Here is a 24,715-nt window from a genome sequence, read left to right on the forward strand (position 1 = left end):
GCCTGCAGCGTGATAAACAAAAAGCCAGGTTCGACGGAATGGTGCGAAGCGGAAAAACGCCATCCCAGAGACCTGCCCAGCCGGCGAGGCGAAAAACCCGACGGCAAACCGCACCCGCCAATCACCCACCAAATCATCCATCCCGAGAAACGAGGAGGGAATAGGAGAGTGATCCTCCGATGAGGAGGTAGCAGAGGGCGACGAGGAGGCCGTTGGTGAGGTCGTCGAAGGGTATGGGGTCGCGGAGGACGTCGATGACGGACCACCAGGATTCGGTGATGAGGAAGGGGTGGAGCCAGGAGAGGGCGTCGAGGTTGCCGAGCACGGTGAACACGATGAGGCCGCCGAGTACGGAGGCGAGGACGACCATCGGGTGTTCGGTGCAGGCGGAGATGGCGAGGGCGACGGCTGCGACGGCCCAGAGTTGGATGGTGACCCAGCCTGCGGCGAGGGCGACGCGTCCGAGTGCGTCGGTGAGCGGCAGGGTGGTGCCGGACATGGTGGCGAGGGTGTCGGTGCCGTTGATGACGAGTCCGGTGAGTGTGCCGATCACGGCGATGACGCCGACGGCGGCGAGGGTGAAGGTGGCGACGCCGATGGCTTTGATCGCGAGGAGTCTGCCGCGGCTCACGGGTGCGAGCAGCCAGCCGCGCAGGGTTCCGGTCGAGGTCTCGCCGGCGAGGGCGTCGGCTGCGGACATGGCGGAGGCCAGGGGCAGCAGCATGCCGAGGGTCATGACGAGCGCGGCGACGGGGAGTACGAGCCCGTTGCCGAGTGCGCTCGACAGGAGGCCGGCACCTTGGTCGTCGCCGGGCGCGCCTCCGGTGCTCGGTTCCGGTGAACCCGAGACGGTCAGCGCGACGCCCATGATCACGGGGATCACGCCGAGCAGTGCGAGGACGGCGAGCGAGCGCGGCCTGCGGAAGATCCAGCGGAGTTCGGCGCGCACGAGCCGCGACGTCGGTGCGGTGCGGCGGGCCGGTGCGGTCAGGGTGTCCATGTCGGCGACTCCTCGCTGTCCTGGGTCAGCCGGGCGAACAGGTCCTCGAGCCCCGTGCGGCTGCGGGTGGCCTCGTGGATCGGAACGCCCGCGCCGACGAGCATGGCGATGACGTCCGGCGCCGTGGCGCGGGTCAGTTCGACCCGGACGCCGTCCGGTGCCGGCCTGGCCGTCAGATGCGCGGCGCGCAACGTCTCGAGCGCGGTCGTGGTGTCCGGTGTGGACACCTCGAGTGCGGGTGATTCGGATTCGAGCAGCTCGGCCAGCTCGCCCTGCGCGACGAGTGCGCCGTCGTTGAGCACGGCCACGTGGGTGCAGGTCGCCTCCACCTCGGCGAGCAGGTGGGAGGACACCAGCACGGTCACGCCGTCGCGGTGCAGATCGGCGATGACCGAGCGGATCTCCCTGGTGCCTGCGGGATCGAGTCCGTTGGTGGGTTCGTCGAGCACCACGAGCCTGCGCGGCACCAGGAGCGCGCCCGCGAGCCCGAGCCGCTGCTTCATGCCGAGTGAGTAGCCGCGATACCGGCGGCCACCTGCGCGGGTGAGGCCGACCCGCTCGAGCGCGTCGTCCACGGCGCCCGCCATGCGCGCCGACGTCAACCGCGGTTCGGCCGCGGCGAGTCGCAACAGGTTCTCCCGTCCCGACAGGAACGGGTGAAAGCCCGGGCCTTCGACGAGCGCGCCCACGTCGGGAAGGGCCTCGGCCGCCCGGTCGGGCATGCGGTGCCCGAGGAGTTCGACCTCGCCCTCGGTCGGCCGCACGAGGCCGAGCAGCATGCGGATGGTGGTCGTCTTGCCGGAGCCGTTGGGGCCGAGCATGCCCAGCACCGCGCCCTCCGGCACGTCGAGATCCACGTGGTCCACGGCGACGGTGCGCCCGTACGTCTTCCGCAGCCCGCGCGTGCGGGCCGCGGGGGCGGGCCCCTCCGAGGAGGGACCCGCCACCACGGTGTCGGCGGGCGCGGTCACCGGTTCTCCAGCGCCTGACGCAGCACCTGCTCGGGCACGGCACCGGCGGCGACCCGGCCGTCGTCGGTGATCAACGCCGTGCCGACCCGGGTCTCGACCACGTGACCGGAACCGAACTCACCCTGCACGGGCTTACCGAGCCGGTCGAGCATGGCGGTCACGTCGGCGCCGTTGTCGGCGGCGCGGTCGAGCATCTCCTGCGGGACGCGTCCCACGACGACCGTGTCCCAGCCGTCGCCCACGACGTCGAACTCGGGCGCTGCGGCCGCGCCGTGGCCGTCGGGACGGCCGGTGTCGTCCGCGGCGCGTTCGGTCACCTTCGTGCCCTCGGGCGGCGTGAACTCGAACAGCCGCTCCGGCTGCGGGCCGAACCGGATCTCCGAGAAGCCGACCTCCAACGCGGGTTCGGTCGTGCCGTGGGTCAGCACCGACATGCGCAGCGGCAGTCGTTCCTCGGCGTCGACGGCCACGCGGACCTCGCGCAGCAGCGTCCGCTCGTCCGGCTTCGGCGTCAGCACCAGTTCGTACGCCGCCCGGCCCGCCACCCTGGCGGTGCCGTCGACCGACACGTCCGAGGTCTCCTTCAGCCGGTCCACCACCTGGGTCGCCGCCTGAGCCGGGTCGACGGGCTGCTGGGTGCGGTGCTCGTCGCGCGCCTGCGACGGCAACGGCGTGCGCGTGGCCGACCGTTCCGCCGAGTCGTAGGACCACAGCTCCCGTTCGCCGAGCACGTACGTCAGCTCGCTCGACTCCTTCTCCATCGCCACCCGGCCCTTGCCGTCGCCGTCGTAGTAGACACGCGCCGACTGGGCATCGAGTGCGGGCACACCCGGTAGCGCAGGCAAGCCGAGCTCGTTGTCGACCGTCGCCGTGCCTGCGAGGGCGGGCGGCTCGGTCTCCAGCACCGATCCGACCAGCCGCTCCGCTCCGATCTCCGGCAGCTCCGGTGCGTCCTCCGCGCCCGCGGGCATCGCCAGCAGCCCGAGCCCCAGCGCACCCACCGCCGTCCCCGCGACGGCCACCGTCGTCGCCTTCCGTTTCGTGTTCACGAGTCCTCCCTGTTTCCCCGATGTTCGCCAGTGTTGTCCTGCACCGACAAGACTGCGAGTCGCACGCTGAGACCGAGCTGAGAGCGTCCGTCCCGCTGAGAAGCCGCTGAGAGATCCCGCGCGCGGGCCGGGAAGGCGGCATGCTGACACACGTGGAACCGCGAGTGCTGGTCGTCGACGACGAAGTGGGTGTGCGCAAGGCGCTGCGCCGTGGCTTGGGCGCGGAGGGCATGGACGTCACCGTGGCCGCCGAAGGGCACACGGCGTTGAACCTGGCCAGGACGGGCGCGTTCGACGTCGTGCTCCTCGACATCATGCTGCCCGGCCTGTCCGGGTATCGCGTGCTGGAGCGGCTCCGCGCGGAGGGCGTGACGACGCCGGTGCTGCTGATCTCGGCCAAGGACGGCGAGATCGACCAGGCGGACGGCCTCGATCTGGGAGCCGACGGCTACGTCGTGAAACCGTTCTCGTTCGTCGTACTGGTCGCGCAGGTGCGTGCCACGCTGCGGCGCAGCGCGGCCGAGGGCGCCCGGGGCACCCTGCGGATCGGCGGGCTCGTGCTCGACCGCGCACGCCGCGAGGTCCACTGGCGCGACGAACCGGTGCCGCTGAGCCCGCGCGAGTACGCGTTGCTCGAAGCGCTCGCGGGACGGGCGGGCACCGTGGTGACCAAGGAGGAGCTGCTGCAGTCGGTGTGGGGTGACGAGCGCGCCGCGACCCGCAACGTCGTCGAGGTCTACGTCGGCTACCTGCGGCGCAAACTCGACGCCGTGGGCGCGACGGCGTTCGTGCGCACGGTCCGCGGACACGGCTACGTGGCAGGCGATCCGGACGCGGAACGCGTGCCGTGACGGGACGACGGTTCGCGCGGCGGTGGCTGCTCGGATGGCGGCGCCGCGGCCTGCGGGTGCGCATCACCGCGGTGACCACACTCGTGGCTGCCGTCGTGTTGCTCGGGCTCGCGTTCGCGGGGGGACGGTGGGTCGAGCCGTGGCTGGTCGACGGGGTCGACGCCGACCTGCGCGCCGCCGCGTCGACGGCCGCACACGGCGTCGAAGACAGCGGTGTCGAACACAGCGGTGGCGAACCGGACGGTGCCGGGCGGGTTCCCGATGAGGATTCGTCGCTCGCCCGCACCGCATCCGGCGATGCACCCGCTGAAGTGTCCACAACGGACGGAATTCCGATCCGAGTGCTCGACACGGCCGGCGACCCGGTCGACGGCGGCGCCCGTCCCGCACTCGACGACGAGCACGTCGCCGAGCTCAAGGCCGGCCTCGCGGTCACCGTCGCAGGCCGCGACGGCGCGGTGCCCGTGCGGTGGGCAGGAACGGTCGCCACGGCGCCGGACGGGACGCAACTCCTCGTCGCGGCGCAGGCGCCGTTGGCGGGACAGGATTCGGCGACCGCCGAAGCGGGCCGTTGGCTCGTCGGCGGGGCGCTGGCGGGCGCGCTGCTCGTCGGCGTCGTCACGTGGCTCGTGACCGGCGCAGCGCTGCGCCCGGTCGGCCGGATGCGCCGGTCGTTGCGCGCCCTGCCGAGCGGCGGACGGCTGCCGGAACCCGCGTCCGCCGACGAACTCGGCGCCCTCACCGCGGAGTTCAACGGGTTGCTCGCGCGCTACGACGAGGTCGGCGAGCGACTGCGCAGGTTCACCGGCGACGCCGCGCACGAGCTGCGTTCGCCCGTGGCTTCCGTGCGCGTGCAGGCCGAGGTCGGCGTCGCGGCCGGGGACGGGGCCGTGGCGCAGGAGACGCTCGCCGACATCCTCGTCGAGGCCGAACGGCTCTCGACCCTCCTGGACGGGCTGCTCACGCTGGCGCGCGCCGACGCGGGGGAACTGCCCACCGCCGAACCCGTCGAACTCGTCACGGAGGTGCGCGCGGCCGTCGAACGCGGACGCGGCACGGCCGACCAGCCCGACGTGCGGGTGAGCGTTCTCGTCCCGGAGGCGTGGGCGTGGGCCGCACCGTCCGAGGTCGAACTGGTGCTGGACAACCTGCTGCGCAACGCGGCCAGGCACGCCGCGAGCAGCGTCGTGGTGTCGGTGCTGGCCACGCGCGCGTGGGTCCGCGTGGTCGTCGACGACGACGGTCCCGGTGTCGACCCCGAACACCGGGGACGCGTGTTCGACCGGTTCTACCGGGCCTCCGACGACCGGGCACGCAGCTCGGGAGGAACCGGGCTGGGACTGGCGTTGGTGGCCGAGGCGATGCGGCGGCGGGGCGGGCGGGTCGTCGTCGGGGAGTCGCCGGACGGGGGTGCCCGTTTCGAGGTCAGCTGGCGCAGGCACGATCGTCGATCGTGACCGGAACCGTGGAACGTGTGATCGTGGCGGCGGCGATCGTCGACGGCGGCAAGCTGCTCGTCCAGCAGCGGGCCTATCCCGACGAGGCCGCCGGACTGTGGGAACTGCCCGGCGGGCGGGTCGAGGACGGCGAGACCGAGCAGGACGCACTGCGCCGGGAATGCAGTGAGGAACTGGACGTCGAGGTCACCGTGGGCGTGCGGATCGGCGACGACGTCGTCCTGCGGGGCGGTTCGCTGCTGCGGGTCTACGCCGCGGCCCTCGTCGGGGGCGGCGTCCCGCGCGCCGTCGAGCACAAGGCACTGCGCTGGGTCGGCGCGGACGAGGTGGCAGGCGTCGACTGGTTGCCCGCCGACCGCGGGCTCGTGCCCGACCTCGAGGAGCTGCTCGCCTGACCGCGGCGCGAGAGGGCGGATCTCACCGGCGTTTTTCGGGTGCTGCGCTGGGTTCTCGACGGGCGTACCTTCGATGTATGTACGTCGTGATGGTCACCTACACAGCTCCGGTGCCGGACGTCGACTACGCCCTGCCGGACCACGCCGAGTGGCTCGCCAAGCAGTACGAGCAGAACCACCTGATCGCCTCGGGTCGTCGCGACCTGCACCGCGGCGAGGTGCTGATCGTACGGCCCATGTCGAGACTCAAACTCGACGCGATGCTCGCCTCGGACCCGCTGTCGCTGGGTCATCTCGCGGCCTACGAGGTCATCGAGTTCAGCGCGAGCCGCACCTGCCACGAACTCCACGCGGTCAACGAGCTGCTCGCGCGTTAGGCCGCGTCTGACACCGTCGCGTCTGACACCGTCGCGTCTGACACCTAGGCCGCCTTCGAGACCTTCGACCGCATGGTCTTGGCGGTCTGCAACGCCATCACCGGGCACTTCGCGCAGCGTGGGGTGGACTTGCAGCACTTCTTCTTGAGCTGCCCTGCCTTGATCATCCCGCGAACGGCGGCCTTGGGGTCGTCCTCCATCGCGAGCGCCACGGCGAGCTTCGTGCTGGCCTTGATGCGCTTGCCGGACTTGTGCTTCTTGCCCACCGATTCACGCTCCACGGGCGACGTCAGGTCCCCGCTTAGGTTAGGGCAACCTCAGTCATTATGAGGTGTGGCGCTGAGCACATCGTGGGCGGCGGTACGCTGGGAAAAGACCGGGTGCCGGCGATCGGCGCAGGTCATCCAACCCTTTCTCGTCCTCAGGAGTTCTACGCGTGCCTGCACTCACCTCCGAGAAGGTCAGGACCGACCTCCGGAACATCGCCATCGTGGCTCACGTCGACCACGGCAAGACGACGCTGGTCGACGCCATGCTGCGGCAGTCGGGCGCGTTCAGCGAACGCACCGAACCGGTGGATCGCGTGATGGACTCCGGCGAACTGGAGCGGGAGAAGGGCATCACGATCCTGGCCAAGAACACGGCCATCCGCCGAGGCACCCCCGACGGTCCGATCACCATCAACGTCATCGACACCCCCGGCCACGCCGACTTCGGCGGTGAGGTCGAGCGCGGCATGTCGATGGTCGACGGCGTGGTGCTGCTCGTCGACGCGAGCGAGGGTCCGCTCCCGCAGACCCGGTTCGTGCTCCGCAAGACCCTCGAGGCGGGCCTGCCCGTCGTGCTCGTGGTGAACAAGGTCGACCGCGCCGACGCGCGGATCGCCGAGGTCGTCGAGGAGACCCACGACCTGCTGCTGGAGCTGGCGGGCGACATCGACGGCATGGACGACGCCGCGATGGACGCCGTGCTCAACATGCCCGTGATCTACGCGGCGGCCCGCGACGGGCGCGCGAGCCTCGAACGTCCCGTCGACGGCCAGGTGCCCGACAACGACAACCTCGACCCGCTGTTCGACATCCTGCTCGACCACATGCCGCCGCCTGCCGCGGACCCCGAGGCCCCGCTGAGCGCCCTCGTGACGAACCTCGACGCGTCGAGCTTCCTCGGTCGTATCGCGCTGGTGCGCATCTACGCGGGCAAGCTGCGCAAGGGGCAGACCGTGGCGTGGCTGCGGGAAGGCGGGGAGGTCCAGCAGGTGCGGATCTCCGAGCTGCTCGTCACCGAGGCGCTCGAGCGGGTGCCCGCGCAGGAGGCCACGGCAGGCGACATCGTCGCCATCGCGGGAATCCCCGACATCACCATCGGCGACACGCTCGCCGACCCCGAACACGCCGAGGCGCTGCCGCGGATCACCGTGGACGAGCCCGCGATCTCGATGACCATCGGTGTCAACACCTCGCCGCTGGCCGGCCGCAACGGCGGCGACAAGGTCACCGCCCGCCTGGTCAAGGCGCGTCTCGACCAGGAGCTCATCGGTAACGTGAGCGTGCGCGTGCTGCCCACCGAGCGTCCCGACGCCTGGGAGGTGCAGGGCCGCGGCGAGCTGGCGCTGGCCGTGCTGGTCGAGCAGATGCGCCGGGAGGGCTTCGAACTCACCGTCGGCAAGCCGCAGGTGGTCACCAAGACCATCGACGGCAAGCTGCACGAGCCGTTCGAGCGGCTCTACATCGACTCGCCCGAGGAGCACATGGGTGCGATCACCCAGCTGCTCGCCTCGCGCAAGGGCCGGATGGAAGAGATGGAGGGCGCGGGCACGGGCCGCATCAAGCTCGAGTACGTCCTGCCCTCGCGCGGCCTCATCGGCTTCCGCACCGACTTCCTCACCGAGACGCGCGGCGCCGGTATCGCCAACCACGTCTTCGAGGGCTACTTCCCGTGGGCAGGCGAGATCCGCACCCGGCACTCGGGCTCGTTGGTGGCCGACCGCTCCGGCCCGGTCACGACGTACGCCATGCTGCAGCTGGCGGACCGCGGCGAGTTCTTCGTCGAACCGGGTGCCGAGGTGTACGAGGGCATGGTCGTGGGCGAGAACCCGCGGGCCGAGGACCTCGACATCAACATCACCAAGGAGAAGAAGCTCACCAACATGCGCTCGTCCACCGGTGACGAGCTCGAGCGCCTCGCCCGGCCGCGCAAGCTCGGCCTCGAGGAGGCGCTGGAGTTCTGCTCGGTCGACGAGTGCGTCGAGGTGGCGCCGAAGGTCGTGCGCGTGCGCAAGGTGACGCTCGACGGTTCGCAGCGAGCGAAGGAGCGTTCGCGCGCCAAGTCGCGCGACCGCGTGTGACCGGTTGCCGACCCCGCGCAGGCGCCGTCGACAGCGATCGCGTCACCGGCCGCGCCTGCCGGGGAACGGATCCGCGGCGCCGTACGTCCATGTGACGGCGAGAGCAGGGGGACGCCAGACACCCTCTACACACCGGGTCTGGCAGGCTCGGGCCGTCGGAGACCAGTGACGCGGAAAGGGGAGCAGCGGCGTGCGCGCGATCGGTGGGGGGCGATTGGGCCCACGAGCCTGCGCGCTCGTGTTCGCGCTCGTGGCCACGTTGGCCACCGCGTGTACGAACATGCCGCCGCCTCCCGTCGTCAGTTCCCCGGTCGCGGTGACCTCGAAGCCTGCCGCTGAGGAGCAGTCGCAGATCGCCGTGGGCGTCGACTCGATCGGCGGTGGGTACAACCCGCACAACCTCGCCGACCAGTCGACCACCACCTCGGCGCTGGCCTCGATGTTGCTGCCGTCGGTGTTCCGGCCCGGTGCGGACGGGCGGCTCACGCTCGACGAGAGCCTGATGACCTCGGCCGAGGTGGTGGCGCACGATCCGTTCACGGTGTCCTACGAGATCCGCCCCGAGGCCTCCTGGTCCGACGGTGCACCGATCGCCGTCGAGGACTTCGTCTACCTGTACGAGGCCATGCGCTCCGAACCGGGAGTCGTGGGCGCCGCAGGTTACCGGCTGATCTCCGAGATCCGCCCCGCCGACGGGGGCAAACGCGTGGACGTCGAGTTCTCGCAGCCGTATCCGGGCTGGCGGACGCTGTTCGACCACCTGCTGCCCGCGCACCTGCTCAAGGACGCACCCGGCGGGTGGCAGAACGCGCTCAACGACAGTTTTCCCGCCTATGGCGGCCCGTTCGCCATCACGAGCGTCGACTCCGCGCGCGGCGAGATGGTGCTGGAACGCAACGAGCGCTACTGGGAGAAGCCGGCCACGGTCGACAAGGTCGTGCTGCGCAGGACCGACCCGGACGGTCTCGTCAACGCCCTGCGCACCGGTACGGACCAGCTGGCTGTGCTGCGCACGGACCAGTCCGGGATGGAGCGGCTCCGTGGTCTGCGCGGCGACGTCGAGCTGTCCGAGTCGCCGAGACCCTACGTCGTCTCGACGCTGCTGCGGCCGGTCGGCGAGCTCGCCGACGACCAGGTGCGCGAAGCGGTCGGCGCCCTGCTGGACCGGGACGCGTTGATCAAGGCGGGTGCGGAGGGCGGCCCTTCGGCCTCCCACCGCGCGAGCGCCCAGGTCCGTGCTCCGTCCGATGAGGACTACTCGGCGACCATTCCGCGCGGAGCGCCGCGCCACCCGCAGCCGAAACGGGCCGCGCAACTGTTGCGGGAGGCCGGATTCGAGCGCGAGGCGGGAACGTGGACGCGCGACGGAAGGCCGCTGTCACTGGCGCTGGCGTCCCCCGGCGAGCAGGAACCGTACGCGTCGGTGGCCGAGGAGCTGTCCCGGCAACTGGTCGACGCCGGCATCGAGGTCCGCGACGTCGAGCCCGAGTCGGCCCGCGAGCTGTACAACCACTACCTCGCGCCGGGCGACAGCGGCGCCGACGCCATGCCGGTCGACATCGCCGTCGTGCCGCAGCCGGTCAGCGCCGACCCGGCCTCGACGCTGGCCTCGTCGTTCGGGTGCGCACCCGCAGGCGATCCCGCCAGTGGTGTCGCCGGCGACGGGGACGAGGGCACCGACGGCGATTCGGGGGAGAGCGCGCCGCCCACGTCGACGTCCCGTGAGCCGGATCGCGAAGGCGGCGGGGAAGCCGATCAGGGTGCGGAAAGTACCGAAGGTGCCGAAAACACCGAGGATGCCGAAAGCGCCGAAAGTACGGAAAGCGCGGAAGGCAACGATTCGGAGTCCGAAGAGCTGCGAAGCGCCAACGTCGCGGGGTACTGCGATCCGAGCCTGCAGCCGTTCATCGAGGACGCCCTCACCGGTGCGACACCGCTCAGCGATGCGCTCGCCACGGCGGAACCTTCGTTGTGGCACGCCGGGGTGACGATTCCGCTGTTCCAGCCCGTCGACACCGTCGCCGTCTCGACCGGGGTCGAGGGCGTGCGCACGTCCGAGCACCCCACGGACCCGTTCCGTTCGGCGGTGGACTGGACTCGCCGCAGCGGGTGACCACGCGGTCACCGACCGCCGCCCCCGGAATCTTTTCGGAGGTTCGCCGCCCGCACGCGCTCGCGAACGATTACATTGCTCTCCAAACGTCGCCTGCTGGGCGGCGGATGTTTACCGAATGTAAGAAGTGGATGTCCGGGCGCTAGACGGAAGTCACCCTTTGGTCACGATCCCTAGGTAGATGGTGACTGCCAGTGGCTCGCCTTCTTAGCGTTCCTCCGCGAATGCGCCGACCGAGTGGTGGGGCGTGTCATATGCTCCGGTCAGACCGGCCGGAGGGTGTGGGCTCAGCGGGCGGACAACCGCGGGCTCAGTGCTAGGAGGGCACACGTAATGAGGAGATCCAAAGCAATCTCCGCCATGTCCTTGGTGGCCGCGTCGGCGCTGGTGCTGACAGCCTGTGGTGGCGGAGGGAACTCGGACGGCCAGTCGGCCGACGTGGAGAGCATGGCCGAGGGCAAGGCCCAGAAGGGCGACGTCTTCACGCTGGCCGACGTCGAGGAGATGGACCCGGTGACGGTCGCCATCGACGACAAGTTCACCGCGTACAACAACGACACGGCCGACGCCAACAGCTCGTACAACAACTACGTGCTGACGGCGGTGCTCGGCGGTCCGACGCTGCTGGACGGTAACAACAAGCCCCTCATCAACGGCGACCTGATGGAATCCGTCGAGGTCACCTCCGAGGACCCGTACACCGTCGAATGGAAGATCAAGGACGGCGCGAAGTGGTCCGACGGCGAGGCATGGGACTGTGAGGACTTCTACCTCGCCTGGCTCGCGCACTCCGGCAAGGTCGACGGCTTCAACGCGGCCTCCACGACCGGCTACGAGCTGATCCAGCAGCCGAAGTGCGAGGACGAGAAGACCTTCACGGCCGAGTTCAGCAAGCCCTACATCGACTACAAGGGTTTGTTCTCCGCAGGCGCGATCATGCCCGCGCACGTGGTGGAGAAGGAGACCGGCGTCAAGGACATCACCGCGGTGACGCCGGACTCGCCGGACGCCGAGAAGGTCGCCGAGTTCTGGGCGGGCGGTTTCAAGGGCTTCGACGAGGAGCTCATGCCCGGCTCCGGCCCGTACAAGATCAAGAGCTTCGACCGCAACTCCGGCCAGGTCGTGCTGGACAAGAACCCGGAGTGGATCGGCGCCAAGGGCGGCCCGCGTGAGGTCACGGTCCGGACGATCCCGGACACCCAGGCGATGGCCACCGCGCTCGAGAACGGCGAGGTTGACGTCGCCGCCTCGACCCAGCCGGACACCACGTCCGCCGACAAGATGAAGAGCCTGGAGTCGCAGGGTGTCGTCTACGGTTCCGCGCCGCAGCTGACCTACGAGCACCTGGACCTGAACTTCAAGCGGATCTTCTCCGACGAGGCCGCGCGCAAGGCGTTCTTCGCCGTCGTCGACCGGCAGGACATCGTCGACAAGCTGGTCAAGGGTGTGCAGCCGGACGCCGAACCGCACAACAGCATCGCGTTCTTCCAGGGTGAAGAGGGCTACGAGGACCACTACGGCGACAAGTCCGGGCAGGGCGCCGAAGAGGCCGAGAAGATCCTGCAGGAAGGTGGCTGGAAGAAGGGTTCGGACGGCATCTACGCCAAGAACGGTCAGCGGTTCTCCATCGAGATCTCGCACAACGACAACGAGCGGCGTAAGCAGACCGTCGAGCTGATCCAGTCGGCCGCGTCCAAGGCCGGTATCGAGGTCAAGGACGACCAGGACCCCAACTTCCTGGCCGGCCGAGTCGACAAGGGCGACTACGACGTCGCGCTGTTTGGCTGGTCCTCCGAGCCATACAAGTCCACCCAGAAGGACATCTACATCACCGGTGGTGGCCAGAACTGGCAGGGCCTGAGCGACCCCGAGGTCGACAAGGCCTACGAGGCCGCGGGCAACACGCCGGACGAGGACGAGGCGAGGAAGCACTACCAGGAGGCGGACGAGGCGCTGTCGCAGACCTACGCGACGCTGCCGATCTTCGCGACGCCGTCCATGTGGGGCTTCCGGAACATCGACCGCGTGTACATGCAGTCGTACAACGGTGCGCTGTGGAACGTCGGTGAATGGGAGCCTGCCGAGTGATACCGGCAGCTCTGCCCGTTTCACACTGATGCCGTAAGCATCATCGGCTGCGCTGACGTCGACGTCGGGGGCCGGACCTACCGTCCGGCCCCCGACGCACGACGTAAGTATCTGTTCACTTCGCCGACGGTCCCACTATCGTGGCGCGAGCAGTAGCGCATAATTCCGGGCGCAGCTCGGAGTAGGAGCAAGTCGTTGAACCTGGTTGTCTACATCCTTCGCCGATTGGCGATCTCGATTCCGATCCTGTTCATCGGAACCTTCCTGGTTTTCTGCATGGTCGCGGCCGCGGGTGATCCTCTCGGCGAACTGAGAACGCAGCCGGGGGTCAGTCAGGAGTCGATCAGAAACCTCGAGGCCCAGCTCGGCCTCGACATGGGCATCGTGCCGCGCTACTTCGACTGGCTCGGTGGATTCCTGACCGGCGACTGGGGCATCTCGATCGCCCAGGGCGCCAACATGCAGCCGGTGTTCCCGAAGGTGATGAGCGCCTTCGAGGTCACCATCCAGCTGGTGCTTGCCGCCGAGGTCATCGCGCTGCTGCTCGGTGTCGCCGTGGGTGTGCTGGCGGCGGTGAAGCAGTACTCGCCGATCGACTACATCGCCACGACGCTGGCGTTCCTCTTCTTCTCGATGCCGATCTTCTGTGTCGCGATCATCCTGAAGATGTACGGCATCGACCTGAACATCATGATCAACAACCTGGGTTGGGACTCGTGGCTCGGCAGCCCGTTCCTGAAGACGACCAGCCCGGAGTCGTTGAGCGGCGGGGACGGGTTCTTCGACTCGATCATCGGTTACATCGGTGGTCTGGCCCTGCCGACGCTGTCGATCATGTTCATCAGTTTCGCCGCCTACAGCCGATTCCAGCGCTCGTCGATGCTCGACACGATGAACATGGACTACGTCCGCACGGCGCAGGCCAAGGGCCTTGCCCAGTCGCGGGTGATCATGCGCCACGCGTTCCGCAACGCGCTGATCCCGGTGACGACACTGTTCTCGGTGAACTTCGTGACGGTCGTGACCGGCGCGATCATCACCGAGAAGGTGTTCGCGTGGAACGGAATGGGCACGGTCCTCGTCGAGGCCGTGAACAAGAACGACCCGAACACGCTGATGGGCTGGATCGTGGTCATCGCTATCGCGGTGGTCGTCGCCAACCTCATCGCAGACCTGGTGTACGGCATTCTGGACCCGAGGATTCGCGTTGGCTGACTTGAACTCGATGAGCGCCGGGACCGAATCCGGCCTTTCCGAAAGCGGTGGCGAGGCCCTGCCGGAAGCACGCAGCCAGGGCAAGATGGTGTTGCGGAAGTTCCTGCGGCACAAGCTCGCCATGACCAGCCTGGTCGTGCTGGTGCTGCTCACGCTGGCGGCGCTGATCATCCCGATCTTCTATCCGCACGGCTACTGGGACGCCGACAACCCGTCCTATGTGGAACCGAGCGCCGACCACCTGCTGGGCACGACCCAGGTCGGCAAGGACATGCTCGCCCAGGTGCTGCGTGGCACGCAGTACTCGCTGCTGATCGCGCTGACGGTGGCGATCATCGCGACGTTGCTCGGCGTGGTCTTCGGTGCTCTCGCGGGGTACCTGCGGGGCATCACCGACTCGGCGATCTCGCGGCTGACCGACCTGTTCCTGATCGTCCCGCAGATCGCCGCCGCAGCGATCCTCGTGAAGGTCTTCGCGGGCAGCTGGTACGTCGTCGCGATCGTGCTCGCGTTGTTCGCGTGGATGCCGATCGCGAGGATCACCCGCGCCGAGGCGATGTCGCTGTCGCAACGGGAGTTCATCGAGGCGGCGCGGGCGTCCGGCGCGGGCACGGGCCGCATCGTGTTCAAGCACCTGATCCCGAACATGGTCGGCACGATCACGGTCAACGCGACCCTCGCGGTCGCTCAGGCCGTGCTCGCCGAGGCCGCGCTGTCGTTCATCGGCCTCGGTGTGCAGATCCCCGACACCTCGCTCGGCCTGGTCATCTCGGAGAACTACGAGCAGATGCAGGGCAGGCCGTGGCTGTTCTTCGGTGCCTTCACCGTGCTGGTGCTCATCTCGCTGAGCATCAACTTCATCGGTGACGGTCTGCGCGACGCCTTCGACCCACGCCAGCGGCGCGTGAAGGCGTGAACCTCCCGCCGGAGTAGGGCGGCCGAAGGCCACCGACAACGGAACGACGCACACACGCGGGCGGGGTTCGTCTCGGACGAACCCCGCCCGCTTTCGTGCTCTCCGGGCACGGCGGGTCCGAACACACGAAAGGGGCGGTTCCTCCGACGCTGGAGGAACCGCCCCTGGTCGTCGACGTCGGTGTCCGGCCGCCTACTCGGCCATCGTGTAGCGGCTGGCCTCCCACGCCTCGCGGCGTTCGCGCTGGCGCGCCGGATCGGCCACGGGCGCGGCCGCGAGCAGCCGCTTGGTGTAGTCGTGCTGCGGGGCGTGCAGAACCTGGTCGCGCTCGCCGACCTCGACGAGTTCGCCCTTGCGCATCACGGCCACGCGGTCGGCGAGCAGGTCGACGACGGCGAGGTCGTGGCTGATGAACAGGCACGCGAAGTGCAGGCTCTGCTGCAGGTCAAGGAACAGGTCGAGCACCTTCGCCTGCACCGACACGTCCAGCGCACTCGTCGGCTCGTCGGCGATGAGCAACTTCGGCTCCAGCGCGAGCGCCCGCGCGATCGCGATGCGCTGGCGCTGACCGCCCGAGAGCTCGTGCGGGTAGCGGTTGCGGTAGTGGCCCGAGAGCTGGACCTGGTCGAGCAGCTCGGTGACGCGCGAGGTCAGCGCGTTGCCCGACAGCACCTTGTGCAGCACGAGCGGCTCGGCGATCGACTCGCCGATCGTCATCTTCGGGTCCAGGGTGGACGCCGGGTCCTGGAACACGATGGAGAAGTACCGGCGCAGCGGGCGCAGCTGCTTGGTCGACAGCTTCGTGATGTCCCGGCCGCCGACCGACACCGTGCCCGCCGTCGGGTCGAGCAGGCGGATCGCGCACCGGCCGACCGTGCTCTTGCCCGAACCCGACTCGCCGACCAGACCGAGGATCTCGCCCCGCTCGATGGTCAGCGACACGTCGTCGACCGCGCGCACCTTGTTCTTGCGGCCCCGGCCCGGATACTCCAGCACCAGGTTCTTGATCTCGAGGGCAGGCGCGTCGCCCTTCACCTCGCTGCTGAGCTCTTCCTCGACCGCCTTGAGTCGCTCCGCGACCTCGCTGTCCGAGATCTCGGTCTCGACCGCGCTCGGCGCGTCCTCGAGCAGCCGGCGGCCCTCCGGCCGCGACCCCAGCACCGGCACGGCCGCGAGCAGCCGCTTGGTGTAGTCCTCCTGCGGGTCGGCGAACAGCTCGGCCACGGGGGCCTGCTCGACGATCTCACCCTGGTACATCACGAGCACGCGGTCGGCCAGGTCGGCGACGACTCCCATGTCGTGGGTGATCAGCACGATCGCGGTGTCGAGCTCGTCCCGCAGCTTGCGCAGCAGGCCGAGGATCTCCGCCTGCACCGTCACGTCGAGCGCCGTGGTCGGCTCGTCGGCGATGATGATCTTCGGGTCGCACGAGATCGCCATCGCGATCACCACGCGCTGGCGAAGACCACCGGAGAGCTGGTGCGGGTACTGCTTGATCCGCGTGGCCGGCTCGGGGAACCCGACGAGTTCGAGCAGTTCGATGGCCCGCTTGGTGGCGTCGGCCTTCGACATGTCCTTGTTGTGCGCCTGGAGCGACTCCCTCAGCTGCCATCCGATGGTGTACATCGGGTTCAGCGCGGTCATCGGCTCCTGGAAGATCATCGCCACGTCGCTGCCGCGGTGCTTGCGCAGCTGCTTGTCCGACAGGGCGCCGAGGTCGGTGTCCTCGACCTTGCGCGCACCCTTGATCGACGACGTCTTCGGCAGCAGGCCGGGGACGGACATCGAGGTCACGGACTTGCCCGAGCCGGACTCGCCGACGATCGCCAGGATCTCGCCTGGCTGGACGTCGAAGCTGATGCCCTTCACGGCGTCGACCGGACCGTCTTCCGTCTTGAACGAGATGAACAGGTCCGAAATGGACAACACCGGGCCGGTTGTGCCGGTGACCTGCGGTGATTGAGTCTCTGTGCTCACCAGATGCCCTTCGCGTGCGGGTTCGGGTGCCACGGTGGGTGGTCGTGGACGTTGGCGCGAGGATAGTCGACATGCGCCGTTCGGGGGACGGGTCGAAGGAACTAATCTTAGGTTGTGATCGCAGGCGAGGGGCCCAGGGTCGTGCTGGTGCACGCGCATCCGGACGACGAGAGCATCACGACGGGCGGCACGATCGCCCGTTACGCGGCCGAGGGTGCGCACGTGACGGTGGTGACGTGCACGCTCGGCGAGGAGGGCGAGATCATCCCGCCCGGCCTCGCCGGACTCGGCGCGTGGGCAGGCGACCAGCTGGGCGGCTACCGCTCCGGTGAGCTCGCCGCGGCGGGCGCCGCGTTGGGCTGGACCGAGCACCGCTATCTCGGCGGCATCGGGCGCTGGCGGGACTCCGGGATGGCGGGCACACCGTCCGCGGAACATCCGAGGGCCTTCACGAAGGGCGACGTCGACGAGCAGGCCGCGCAGCTGGCCGAGCTGCTCGACGAGCTGCGGCCCCAGGTCGTCGTCACCTACGACGCCCACGGCGGATACGGCCACCCGGACCACATCAGAGCCCACGACATCACGATGGCCGCGGCCCCGCCTGCGGCGTCGGTGCAGCGGGTGTTCCACACGGTCTCCTCGCGCCGCGCGACCCACGCCGGACTCGCGCGGCTGCGCGCGGCCGCCTCCACGACAGAGGCCATGCCGTTCCGGGTTCCCGGGGACGACGAACTGCCCACGACCCCGGACGAGGAGATCACCACGGTCGTGGACATCGCCGCGCACCGCTGGCGGAAGTTCGCCGCGCTGGCCGCCCACGAGACGCAGGTCAGCGTGGGACCGGACTGCTTCGCCCTGTCCAACGGCATCGCCCAGCCCGTACCCGACGCCGAGTACTTCGTGCTGGCCGACGGTCCCGCCGACGGCTGCGAGGGCGATCTGTTCGGAGGACTGTCATGACCGCGTCGAGCACCCGCACTCCGCGCCCGCACGCTCGGGATTCGGCCGCGTCCGGGTCGCCGACCTCGCGGCCGCGCGCCGGCACCGTGGCGATGCTCGTGCTGCTGTCGGTCGACGCCGTGCTGCTGGCCGTGCTCGAGCTGTTCTTCCTGCCGCTGCGCTTCGACGGGCTCGTGCTGCCGCGTCTCGGGGACGCGCCCTTCCCGATCGTCGCCCTCGTCGCCGCGGTGACCACGCCCTGGCTGGTGTCCGTCGCCGCAGGTCTGGGCAACCGCAAGCTGGGCATGATCCCGTTGCTGGTCTGGTTGGTCACGATGCTGGTCGTCGGCGTCACCGGACCGGGCGGGGACCTCGTGCTCGTCGGGGACGCGCGTACGTTGCTGTTGCTGGCGTGCGGTGCGGTGCCCGCGGGCCTCGTCCTCGGCGGTGTGCTGGGACGCGCCGCGCGTGAGTCGACAACCGGCCGGAGGTAGAGACCGACATGGGCGAGTACATCTCGGATGCGCAGGTCGTGACCGTGTTGCGGCCGTTCGTGCGGGCCGCGGGACCGCTCGTGGACGCGCTCCGTGAGAAGGACCCGTTTTCGGTGCTGGCCAGGGAGGCCGAGAACCCCGTCATCGACGAGCCGAAGGTGCGCGACCGCGTGCTGCACGGGCTGAACTCGATGAAGGTGCCCGGCACGGTGGCGTGGGCCGGGATGGACGTCGACGCGCGCACCCGGTGGTGGAAGGGCCGCGTCGGCAGGGTGACGTCACTGGTGGCGTCGGTGCCCGGCATCGCGGGCGCGCTGTCGGACCGGTTCCCCGTGCAGGACACGCTGGGGGCTGCCGGGCAGGGACTGCTGCTGTGCGCGCTGGCCGGCGAACGCGGCGTCACCGACGTCGAGACCCGTGTCCGCCTGATCGCCTCCGTGCTGTTCGAGCGGGAGATCTCGCCCGAGCTCGCGGCCGGGGCGGAGAGCGACCGGGAGGCCGAGGACGCCGAGACCGAGCGGCTCACCGAGGACCTCGACGGCGAGCGCGCCAAGGGCAGGCCCTCGATCACAGCGCTCGGCAAGGCGCTGTGGCGGCTCGGCCGCACGCTCCTCGAGATCCCAGGGGAACTGGAGAAACGGCCGCACGGACGGCTGGTGCACAAGGCCATCGGAATGCTGCCGGTCGTCGGCATGGCAGGCGACTACCTGGGCGAGCGGTCCGGGCTCAAACGCGTCGTCAAACGCGCCGATCGCTGGTTCGACCGTCAGCGCCAGAACATGAACGCCAGCTGACCGAGCTGCGCCGCGATCTCGTCGCCGCCCACGGCGCCGAAGATCGTGTTGGTGACGTCCCACAGGGTGTTGCTCACCATCGGCACGGCGATGATCAGGGCGAACAGCACGAGCGGGGCCCACGGCCGCGCCTTGGCCCCGAACTCGCGCGCCTGCGGCGAGAGGTACGGCTCGATCGCGCCGTATCCGTCGAGGCCCGGCACGGGCAGGATGTTCAGCACGAACGCGAGGATCTGCACCGAGGCCAGGTACGACAGGCCGATCACCAGGCCCGCGGGAAGGTCGATCAGCACCACCAGGAGCGTCAGCACGACGCCGAGCGCGAGGTTGCTCAGCGGCCCTGCCAGCGACACCCACGACGAGATCTTCCGCGAACGCAGCGCCCACCGGTTGATCCACACCGCGCCGCCGGGAAGTGGGATGCCGCCGATCGCGAGGATGATCAGCGGCAGGACGAGCGAGAGCACCGGATCGGTGTAGCGGCGGATGTCCATCGACAGGTAGCCCTTGAGCGCCACCTCCGTGTCGCCGCCCTTGTAGGCCACGATCGCGTGACCGAACTCGTGGAGCGTCAGCGACACCGCCCAGCCGCCGAGCACGAGCAGGAGGACACCTACGGTGCCGACCACGTCGCGTTCGATGCCGGTGTAGCCCACCGTCAGGGGCGGGAACAGAGCACACAGCGCGCCGCCGAGCACGGTGACGAGCAGGAGCAGGTAGAACAGCAGGCTGGGTCGGACCACCGAACGTTGCACGGCCCCATCCTCGCGCATGGGGTGCGAGGATCATGTGAGTGGGCGGGTGCGACGGCCCGCGCGATCCACTCGGCCGGTGTAACCGGGTTGTGAGATCGCTGTGTGCTCCACTCGGCGTGTCCGCTTGCGTTGTGGGCCGAATGTATCCCCCAACCTCGCTACTCGGCTTGACCTCGCCGCACTACACAGGTGTAATCACATTGATGTCATTCGCTGCCGAAGGGGGGCAGTGCATGACAGATCCGCTCAGCGGATCTGTGTGACGGGCTCAGGGGACAGACACCGCCAGCCTGGGAGTGCGTGGAAGCGAGGAGGCGGACGTGCGGTTGGACATGACGGGAACCGAATGGGGGCGGCCGATGGATCGGGCCGCCCAGGCCGACGACGAATTCGAGGCTCTCGCCGACCTGCTCGACATCACCGAGGAGCAGGACTGGCAGGAGCGTGCGCTGTGTGCGCAGACGGACCCGGAGGCGTTCTTCCCCGAGAAGGGTGGATCCACTCGGGAGGCCAAGCGCATCTGCCAGGGCTGCGAGGTGAAGGACGACTGCCTCGAGTATGCGCTGGCGCACGACGAGCGCTTCGGTATCTGGGGTGGACTGTCCGAACGGGAGCGTCGCAAGCTGAAGAAGCGCGCCGTCTGACGGCGGTGCAGCCTTCCGGTCACGCTGCCGTGTGATCGGTCTGTCCGGTGATCGCCACTGCCGGCCCCGCCGCTGCGCCTCGTGCGGGCGCGCGCGGAGGGCATGCGTAACGTGCGTACGCGAGTGCGCGAGGACAAGCGCGCATGTCCTGTCGTGATCTTCGGAGTGGCTCGTGCCTCGTACGCAACAAGCGCCCGTCCTGGCCCTGCTGATCCGTAGTGCCGCCGGGCCGTGGGCAGCGTCTGCGCTCACGGCCGTGCGTGCCGGTTCGGTCGTGCCGCAGCGGGTGCTCGTCGTCGACACCGCTCCGCAGTCGGCCGGCACCGAGGACCTCGACGACTTCGACGACCTGGCCGACCTCGCCGACCGTGCGTCCGGCACGGCCGCCGACGATGCCGACGTTCCCGTCGGTGTCCTCGCCGCCGAACCCGACGCCGACCGGGCGACGATCGTGTCGGAGGTGCTCACGCGGGTCGCCGCCGAGTGGGGTGACTCCCCGGAGTCCGAGGATTCCCCGGAGTCCGAGGAAGCCGCCGAGTCCGACGGTGGCGAGGCGCGTGCCGAGTTCGCCGACTGGGTGTGGGTCCTCAGCGACGTCGACGGCCTCGTGCCCGAGTCCGAATGCCTCGCCGAACTGCTCACCGCCGCGGAGGCCGAACCGGACGTCGGCATCCTGCTGCCCCGGGCGGTCGGTGCCGCGCCCGACGAGAGCGTTCCCGCCGACACGTCTCCCGGCGAGGACACGTATCCGGCGGAGGCGCCCGGCGCGCTGATCCGCGTGACGTGGGAATCCGACCTCGAGACCGACCTCGGCGCCGACACCGACGTTCAGGACGAGACCGCCGTGTCGGTGCCCGCGGCACGCCTGGCTGCGCTCGCCGAGGGTGGTCGGTCATCGACCGCAGCGCCGGCACCCGCCGATGCGGGGAGCGCGGAGTCCCGCGACGACCGGAGCCGACCGGCCCGGCATGCGCGGCAGCGGACCCGTGCGCCGTGGTGGCGGGTGCTCTCGTCGCCGCCGGTCGTACTCGGGGCCGTGCTGGCTGCGGTGTCGCTGATCGTGCACGGCCTGCTGGCCGACCGGCTCGGCCTGGATCTGGCAGGCGGAGCGCTGCTCCCCGTGGGCGGACTGTCCGAGGTGTGGTCGGCGTACCTCGCTTCGTGGCACGGCGTGGCCGGAGGCACCACGAGCGCGGCCTCACCGGCGATGGCGGTGCTGGGCGTACTCGGCGTGGCGGGCGGTCCCGAAGTGGCCGTGTCGTTGCTGTTGCTGCTGGATCTGCCGTTGGCCGGCCTCGTCGCCTATGGGGCGACGCGGCGTCTCGGTGTCGGACGGTGGGTCCGCGCGGGCGGCGCCGCGGCCTACGCGTTGATCCCGGCGGCCACCGACGCCGTCGCCGCGGGCCGGGTCGACGTCGTGGTGGTGCACATCGTGGCTCCCGCGGTCGCGGCCGGGCTGATCTCGCTGCTGACGAGGCCCGAGGTGCGCTGGTTGCCGCTGAGCGCCCTGTGCGCGCTCGGCCTGGCGTTGCTCGGCGCCTTCTCTCCGATCACGTACGGCACGGCCGTGGCCGGACTGCTCGTGGCGTTCGTCGCGCTGCCCGCGCCGACGGGCCGGACGGGACGCGGCATTCCGGCGCTCGTGGGCGTGGTGCTGTTGCCGCCCGCGCTGGCGATGCCGTGGCTGCCGACACTCGTGGCACATCCGGTCCTGTTGCTGCACGGCATCACGGGGCCGTCGACGGAGGCGGGGGTAGCCGGGCTGCTCGGCCTGCATCCGGCGGGTGGCGTGCCACTGGGGATCGTCGTCGTGCTCGCGGCCGTCGTGGCGTGTGTGCTCGCGCCGGGCAGGCACCTCGCCGCCGGCCTGGCGCTGACGGCGCTGGGCGTCGCGGGCGTGGTCGTGACGCAGCTCGTGCGGGCGACCCCACTGACCGGTGGCGCCGCCGCGCCGGGGTACGCGGGCGCTCCGCTGATCGTCGTCGGCATGGGACTCGTGGCCCTCGTGCTGACCGCGTTCCGCGCGCCCGCCGGGCGCGGCTCGGCGCGGTCGGCGGGCCGGGCGTCCGCCGCGGTCGCGGGTGGTGCGCTGACACTCGTGGCGCTCGTGCTGGCGGCCGGGTTCGCTAGCGCGGCCGAGCAGCCGCGCGGTGAGGTGCGGGCGGGCGGCGGTGTCCGGCTGGCCCCTGCGCTCGACACCGAACTCGCCGACAGCGGCCGCGGGGTGCTCGTGCTGGGACACGGCGCGCAGCCCGACCGGCTCGCCGCGGCACGCACCCCGCGTTTCGGAGACGATGCGCTCGCCCCGGTCGGCGGAATGGCCCAGCGGCTCGAAGGCTGGCGATACGGCCTGCTGGCGGGCTCACGGGACGCGGTGACCGACGCGGCCGCCGCCGGCGTGCAGTTCGTCGTGCTGCCTCCCGGCGAGGACGGCGGGGCCTTGCGCGGCGAAGCGGGCGACCTCGTCCGGTCCTCCCCGAACACGTCCGACGGGCGGACCGTGCTGCGGCTGACGCCGGAGTCCGGCCAGGTGACCCTCGTGTCGCCGGAGCAGGCGCATCGCGCGGTCAGTGGCGGTGCGCCGAGCGACGAACTCATGCGCGGGTCGGCGATCGCGCGGGTCGATGCGCGCCTGCCCGAGGCGCACGTGCGTGTCTCCGACGGCCCGGAGGGCAGGTTGCTGGTGCTCGCGGCCGAGCACGAGCCGGGCTGGACCGCGACCGTCGACGGCGAGCCGGTGCCGATCACGCCCGCGTGGGGACATCAGGTGGCGGTGTCGGTGCCCGAGCAGTCCTCGGAGGTGGTCGTGCAGTACTCCTCGCCCGCGCACGGAGTGTTCCTCCTCGGCAGCGTCGCGGCGCTGCTGTTCACGGTGCTCACGGCGATCCCGGGACGCGGAAGGCCGCACGGGACCCGCGGGCGCTGAGGCGTCCCGGGTGCCGGGCTGCGTGGACCGCGGCACCGGTGGTGGGCCGCTGGTTCAGTGGCCCTCGATGACGTCGGGTTCGACGCCGAGGTAGGCGGCGATCTGCTCGACGAGCACGTCGTGGACGAGGTCGGCCAACTCGGCGGGATCCTGCGCGCGGGCCTCCAGCGGACGCCGGTAGAGCACGATGCGGGCGCGGGTGGGAAGCCCGGACCGGTCGACCCCTGCGGGCACGAGCCTGGACAGCGGGACGCTGCCGTCGTGCAGCACGCCGTCGTCGGCGGCGGGTTCGCCGGGGACCGCCGGGTCGGTGGCGGGTTCGTCCGGGATCTCGGGGACGTCGTCGACCGCCACGTCGAGCTTGGTCAGTTCGCTGCGCCAGCGGCCCTCGATCGGCTCCAGCGCGTCCAGTACGAGCGAGTCGAACCGTTCGGCCGGGCTCGACGCGGCGGGCAGGCTGGCCGGATACAGCGGCCCGCGCAGGCCGCGCCCGTGGCGGTCGCGCCGCATGCGCCGCCGGAACCGTGCACCTCGAGCCGTCGTCACCGGGCCCAGGGTACGCATCGGCCCGAACCCGGCGCAGCAACCTCGGTGGCACGCCACACCAAGCCGACGCCCCGGGGGTGTTGCAGCCCCAGGGGTGCGTGTTGCGGGCTCGGGGGCCCGTGTTGCGCCTTTGGGAGCCCGTGTTGCAAATCCAGGGGCGCGTGTTGCGCGTTCAGGGGCTCGTGTTGCAGTCCCCGGGGCGCGTGCGGCAGATCCGGGCCCGCCCAGCGCGATGTCGCTGGCTTGGTCGCGTGGCGTTTCCCTGCGTTGGGCGGGGGGTGGGAGACGGAGCAGTGAGTGTCGACGACTGGTTGGCGGCTGCCCCGGTGCTTCCGTCGAGCGCGATGTCGTTGGCTTGGTCGCGTGGCGTCGCGTGGCGTTCCCCTGCGTTGGGCGGGGGTGGGAGACGGGCGGGCGTGTCTCTCACCCTCCCGGGCGCGGAGGGGCTATCGTGATCAACCGTGCGGAGCGTACGGAAGTGTTCGCGGACGGGCTGCCTCGAGCCCGCTGTCGCCACGCTGACCTACGCCTACAGCGATTCGACCGCCGTGGTGGGGCCGCTCGCGACGGCGTCCGAGCCGCATTCCTACGACCTCTGCGAGGCGCACGCGATGCGGTTGACCGTGCCGCGTGGCTGGGAGGTCGTCCGGCACGAGGGCGAGTTCTCGGCGCCCGAACCGTCCGGTGACGAGCTGACCGCGCTGGCCGAGGCCGTGCGCGAGGCGGGCCGCACCGAACGTCCCGAGCCGGTCGCTGCGGAACCGACCCGTCCCGGCGCCACGGGCACCGACACGGGCAGGCGTGGTCACCTGCGCGTTCTTCCCGGTAACGCTTAGTGACGCAGCCCGCGGGAGCTTCACC

General features: G+C 70.3%; 22 protein-coding genes. 15 read left to right on the top strand and 7 right to left on the bottom strand.

The genetic code is table 11. The features are described 5' to 3' along the window. Positions 1–133 precede the first annotated feature (133 nt). The 3 genes from IF64_RS0123540 to IF64_RS0123550 are packed head-to-tail and all read right to left on the bottom strand — an operon-like array spanning position 134 to position 3,020. Complete coding sequence (locus IF64_RS0123540; protein WP_030534362.1) at positions 134–1,000, bottom strand: ABC transporter permease subunit; 867 nt, start codon at positions 998–1,000, stop codon at positions 134–136. Beyond that, positions 988–1,971, bottom strand: coding sequence for an ABC transporter ATP-binding protein (locus tag IF64_RS0123545; protein ID WP_051758118.1), 984 nt, complete (start codon positions 1,969–1,971; stop codon positions 988–990). Before IF64_RS0123545 ends, IF64_RS0123540 begins: the two co-directional genes overlap by 13 nt. Beyond that, the gene (locus IF64_RS0123550; RefSeq protein ID WP_030534364.1) at positions 1,968–3,020 is read right to left on the bottom strand and encodes a LolA family protein; all 1,053 of its coding nucleotides are present in this window, start codon (positions 3,018–3,020) and stop codon (positions 1,968–1,970) included. The genes IF64_RS0123545 and IF64_RS0123550 overlap by 4 nt, the downstream gene beginning before the upstream one ends. 140 nt (positions 3,021–3,160) lie before the next feature. On the opposite strand from IF64_RS0123550, the gene IF64_RS0123555 reads away from it, so the two are divergent. From IF64_RS0123555 to IF64_RS0123570, 4 genes are all read left to right on the top strand, one after another. Continuing rightward, the gene (locus tag IF64_RS0123555; RefSeq protein ID WP_030534365.1) at positions 3,161–3,871 is read left to right on the top strand and encodes a response regulator transcription factor; all 711 of its coding nucleotides are present in this window, start codon (positions 3,161–3,163) and stop codon (positions 3,869–3,871) included. Further along, positions 3,868–5,328, top strand: a complete 1,461-nt coding sequence (locus IF64_RS0123560) for a sensor histidine kinase (protein ID WP_246134768.1) — start codon at positions 3,868–3,870, stop codon at positions 5,326–5,328. Before IF64_RS0123555 ends, IF64_RS0123560 begins: the two co-directional genes overlap by 4 nt. Further along, entirely contained in the window at positions 5,325–5,723 is a 399-nt protein-coding gene (locus IF64_RS0123565) for a (deoxy)nucleoside triphosphate pyrophosphohydrolase (protein WP_048807234.1), read from the top strand. Before IF64_RS0123560 ends, IF64_RS0123565 begins: the two co-directional genes overlap by 4 nt. 77 nt (positions 5,724–5,800) lie before the next feature. After that, positions 5,801–6,100 (top strand): YciI family protein, encoded by a 300-nt coding sequence (locus tag IF64_RS0123570; RefSeq protein WP_030534368.1) that lies wholly within the window; start codon positions 5,801–5,803, stop codon positions 6,098–6,100. A 44-nt stretch (positions 6,101–6,144) separates the two neighbouring features. On the opposite strand, the gene IF64_RS25735 is transcribed toward IF64_RS0123570, so the two are convergent. Next, the gene (locus tag IF64_RS25735; protein WP_036877730.1) at positions 6,145–6,381 is read right to left on the bottom strand and encodes a hypothetical protein; all 237 of its coding nucleotides are present in this window, start codon (positions 6,379–6,381) and stop codon (positions 6,145–6,147) included. Between the two features lie 155 nt (positions 6,382–6,536). Here IF64_RS25735 and typA point away from each other — a divergent pair, with 155 nt between their 5' ends. From typA to IF64_RS0123600, 5 genes are all read left to right on the top strand, one after another. Then, complete coding sequence (gene typA / locus IF64_RS0123580; protein WP_030534369.1) at positions 6,537–8,447, top strand: translational GTPase TypA; 1,911 nt, start codon at positions 6,537–6,539, stop codon at positions 8,445–8,447. Between the two features lie 238 nt (positions 8,448–8,685). Further along, positions 8,686–10,560, top strand: a complete 1,875-nt coding sequence (locus IF64_RS0123585; RefSeq protein WP_342779927.1) for an ABC transporter family substrate-binding protein — start codon at positions 8,686–8,688, stop codon at positions 10,558–10,560. A gap of 333 nt (positions 10,561–10,893) precedes the next feature. Then, positions 10,894–12,648, top strand: a complete 1,755-nt coding sequence (locus IF64_RS0123590) for an ABC transporter family substrate-binding protein (protein ID WP_030534371.1) — start codon at positions 10,894–10,896, stop codon at positions 12,646–12,648. A 195-nt stretch (positions 12,649–12,843) separates the two neighbouring features. Next, complete coding sequence (locus tag IF64_RS0123595; RefSeq protein ID WP_030534372.1) at positions 12,844–13,863, top strand: ABC transporter permease; 1,020 nt, start codon at positions 12,844–12,846, stop codon at positions 13,861–13,863. A gap of 1 nt (position 13,864) precedes the next feature. Continuing rightward, entirely contained in the window at positions 13,865–14,779 is a 915-nt protein-coding gene (locus IF64_RS0123600; RefSeq protein ID WP_030534373.1) for an ABC transporter permease, read from the top strand. A gap of 192 nt (positions 14,780–14,971) precedes the next feature. Here IF64_RS0123600 and IF64_RS0123605 read toward each other — a convergent pair whose 3' ends face one another. Continuing rightward, positions 14,972–16,756 (bottom strand): ABC transporter ATP-binding protein, encoded by a 1,785-nt coding sequence (locus IF64_RS0123605; RefSeq protein ID WP_030534374.1) that lies wholly within the window; start codon positions 16,754–16,756, stop codon positions 14,972–14,974. Positions 16,757–16,870: 114 nt separating this feature from the next. On the opposite strand from IF64_RS0123605, the gene mshB reads away from it, so the two are divergent. The 3 genes from mshB (at position 16,871) to IF64_RS0123620 (ending at position 18,983) form a co-directional block, all read left to right on the top strand. Then, positions 16,871–17,716 carry an N-acetyl-1-D-myo-inositol-2-amino-2-deoxy-alpha-D-glucopyranoside deacetylase gene (gene mshB / locus IF64_RS0123610; protein ID WP_030534375.1) on the top strand — a complete coding sequence of 282 codons (846 nt, stop codon included), beginning with the start codon at positions 16,871–16,873 and terminating at the stop codon, positions 17,714–17,716. Positions 17,717–17,808: 92 nt separating this feature from the next. Further along, positions 17,809–18,189 (top strand): hypothetical protein, encoded by a 381-nt coding sequence (locus tag IF64_RS0123615; RefSeq protein WP_036877738.1) that lies wholly within the window; start codon positions 17,809–17,811, stop codon positions 18,187–18,189. An 8-nt stretch (positions 18,190–18,197) separates the two neighbouring features. Further along, entirely contained in the window at positions 18,198–18,983 is a 786-nt protein-coding gene (locus IF64_RS0123620) for a hypothetical protein (protein ID WP_030534377.1), read from the top strand. Here the strand turns inward: IF64_RS0123620 and IF64_RS0123625 are convergent. Continuing rightward, the gene (locus IF64_RS0123625) at positions 18,956–19,738 is read right to left on the bottom strand and encodes a site-2 protease family protein (protein WP_030534378.1); all 783 of its coding nucleotides are present in this window, start codon (positions 19,736–19,738) and stop codon (positions 18,956–18,958) included. The genes IF64_RS0123620 and IF64_RS0123625 overlap by 28 nt on opposite strands. A 320-nt stretch (positions 19,739–20,058) precedes the next feature. Between IF64_RS0123625 and IF64_RS0123630 the strand changes: the two genes are divergently transcribed. Together IF64_RS0123630 and IF64_RS0123635 are read left to right on the top strand one after the other, a co-directional pair. After that, complete coding sequence (locus tag IF64_RS0123630; protein WP_030534379.1) at positions 20,059–20,382, top strand: WhiB family transcriptional regulator; 324 nt, start codon at positions 20,059–20,061, stop codon at positions 20,380–20,382. A 256-nt stretch (positions 20,383–20,638) separates the two neighbouring features. After that, entirely contained in the window at positions 20,639–23,308 is a 2,670-nt protein-coding gene (locus IF64_RS0123635; protein ID WP_157575535.1) for a thioesterase domain-containing protein, read from the top strand. A 54-nt stretch (positions 23,309–23,362) separates the two neighbouring features. Here the strand turns inward: IF64_RS0123635 and IF64_RS0123640 are convergent, their stop codons facing one another. Next, positions 23,363–23,818: a metallopeptidase family protein gene (locus tag IF64_RS0123640; protein WP_030534381.1), complete on the bottom strand. Its 456-nt coding sequence runs from the start codon at positions 23,816–23,818 to the stop codon at positions 23,363–23,365. Between the two features lie 497 nt (positions 23,819–24,315). On the opposite strand from IF64_RS0123640, the gene IF64_RS0123645 reads away from it, so the two are divergent. Continuing rightward, positions 24,316–24,690, top strand: coding sequence for a DUF3499 domain-containing protein (locus IF64_RS0123645; protein ID WP_030534382.1), 375 nt, complete (start codon positions 24,316–24,318; stop codon positions 24,688–24,690). Positions 24,691–24,715 lie beyond the last annotated feature (25 nt).

It is taken from the genome of Prauserella rugosa (assembly GCF_000719975.1).
Classification (GTDB): domain Bacteria; phylum Actinomycetota; class Actinomycetes; order Mycobacteriales; family Pseudonocardiaceae; genus Prauserella; species Prauserella rugosa.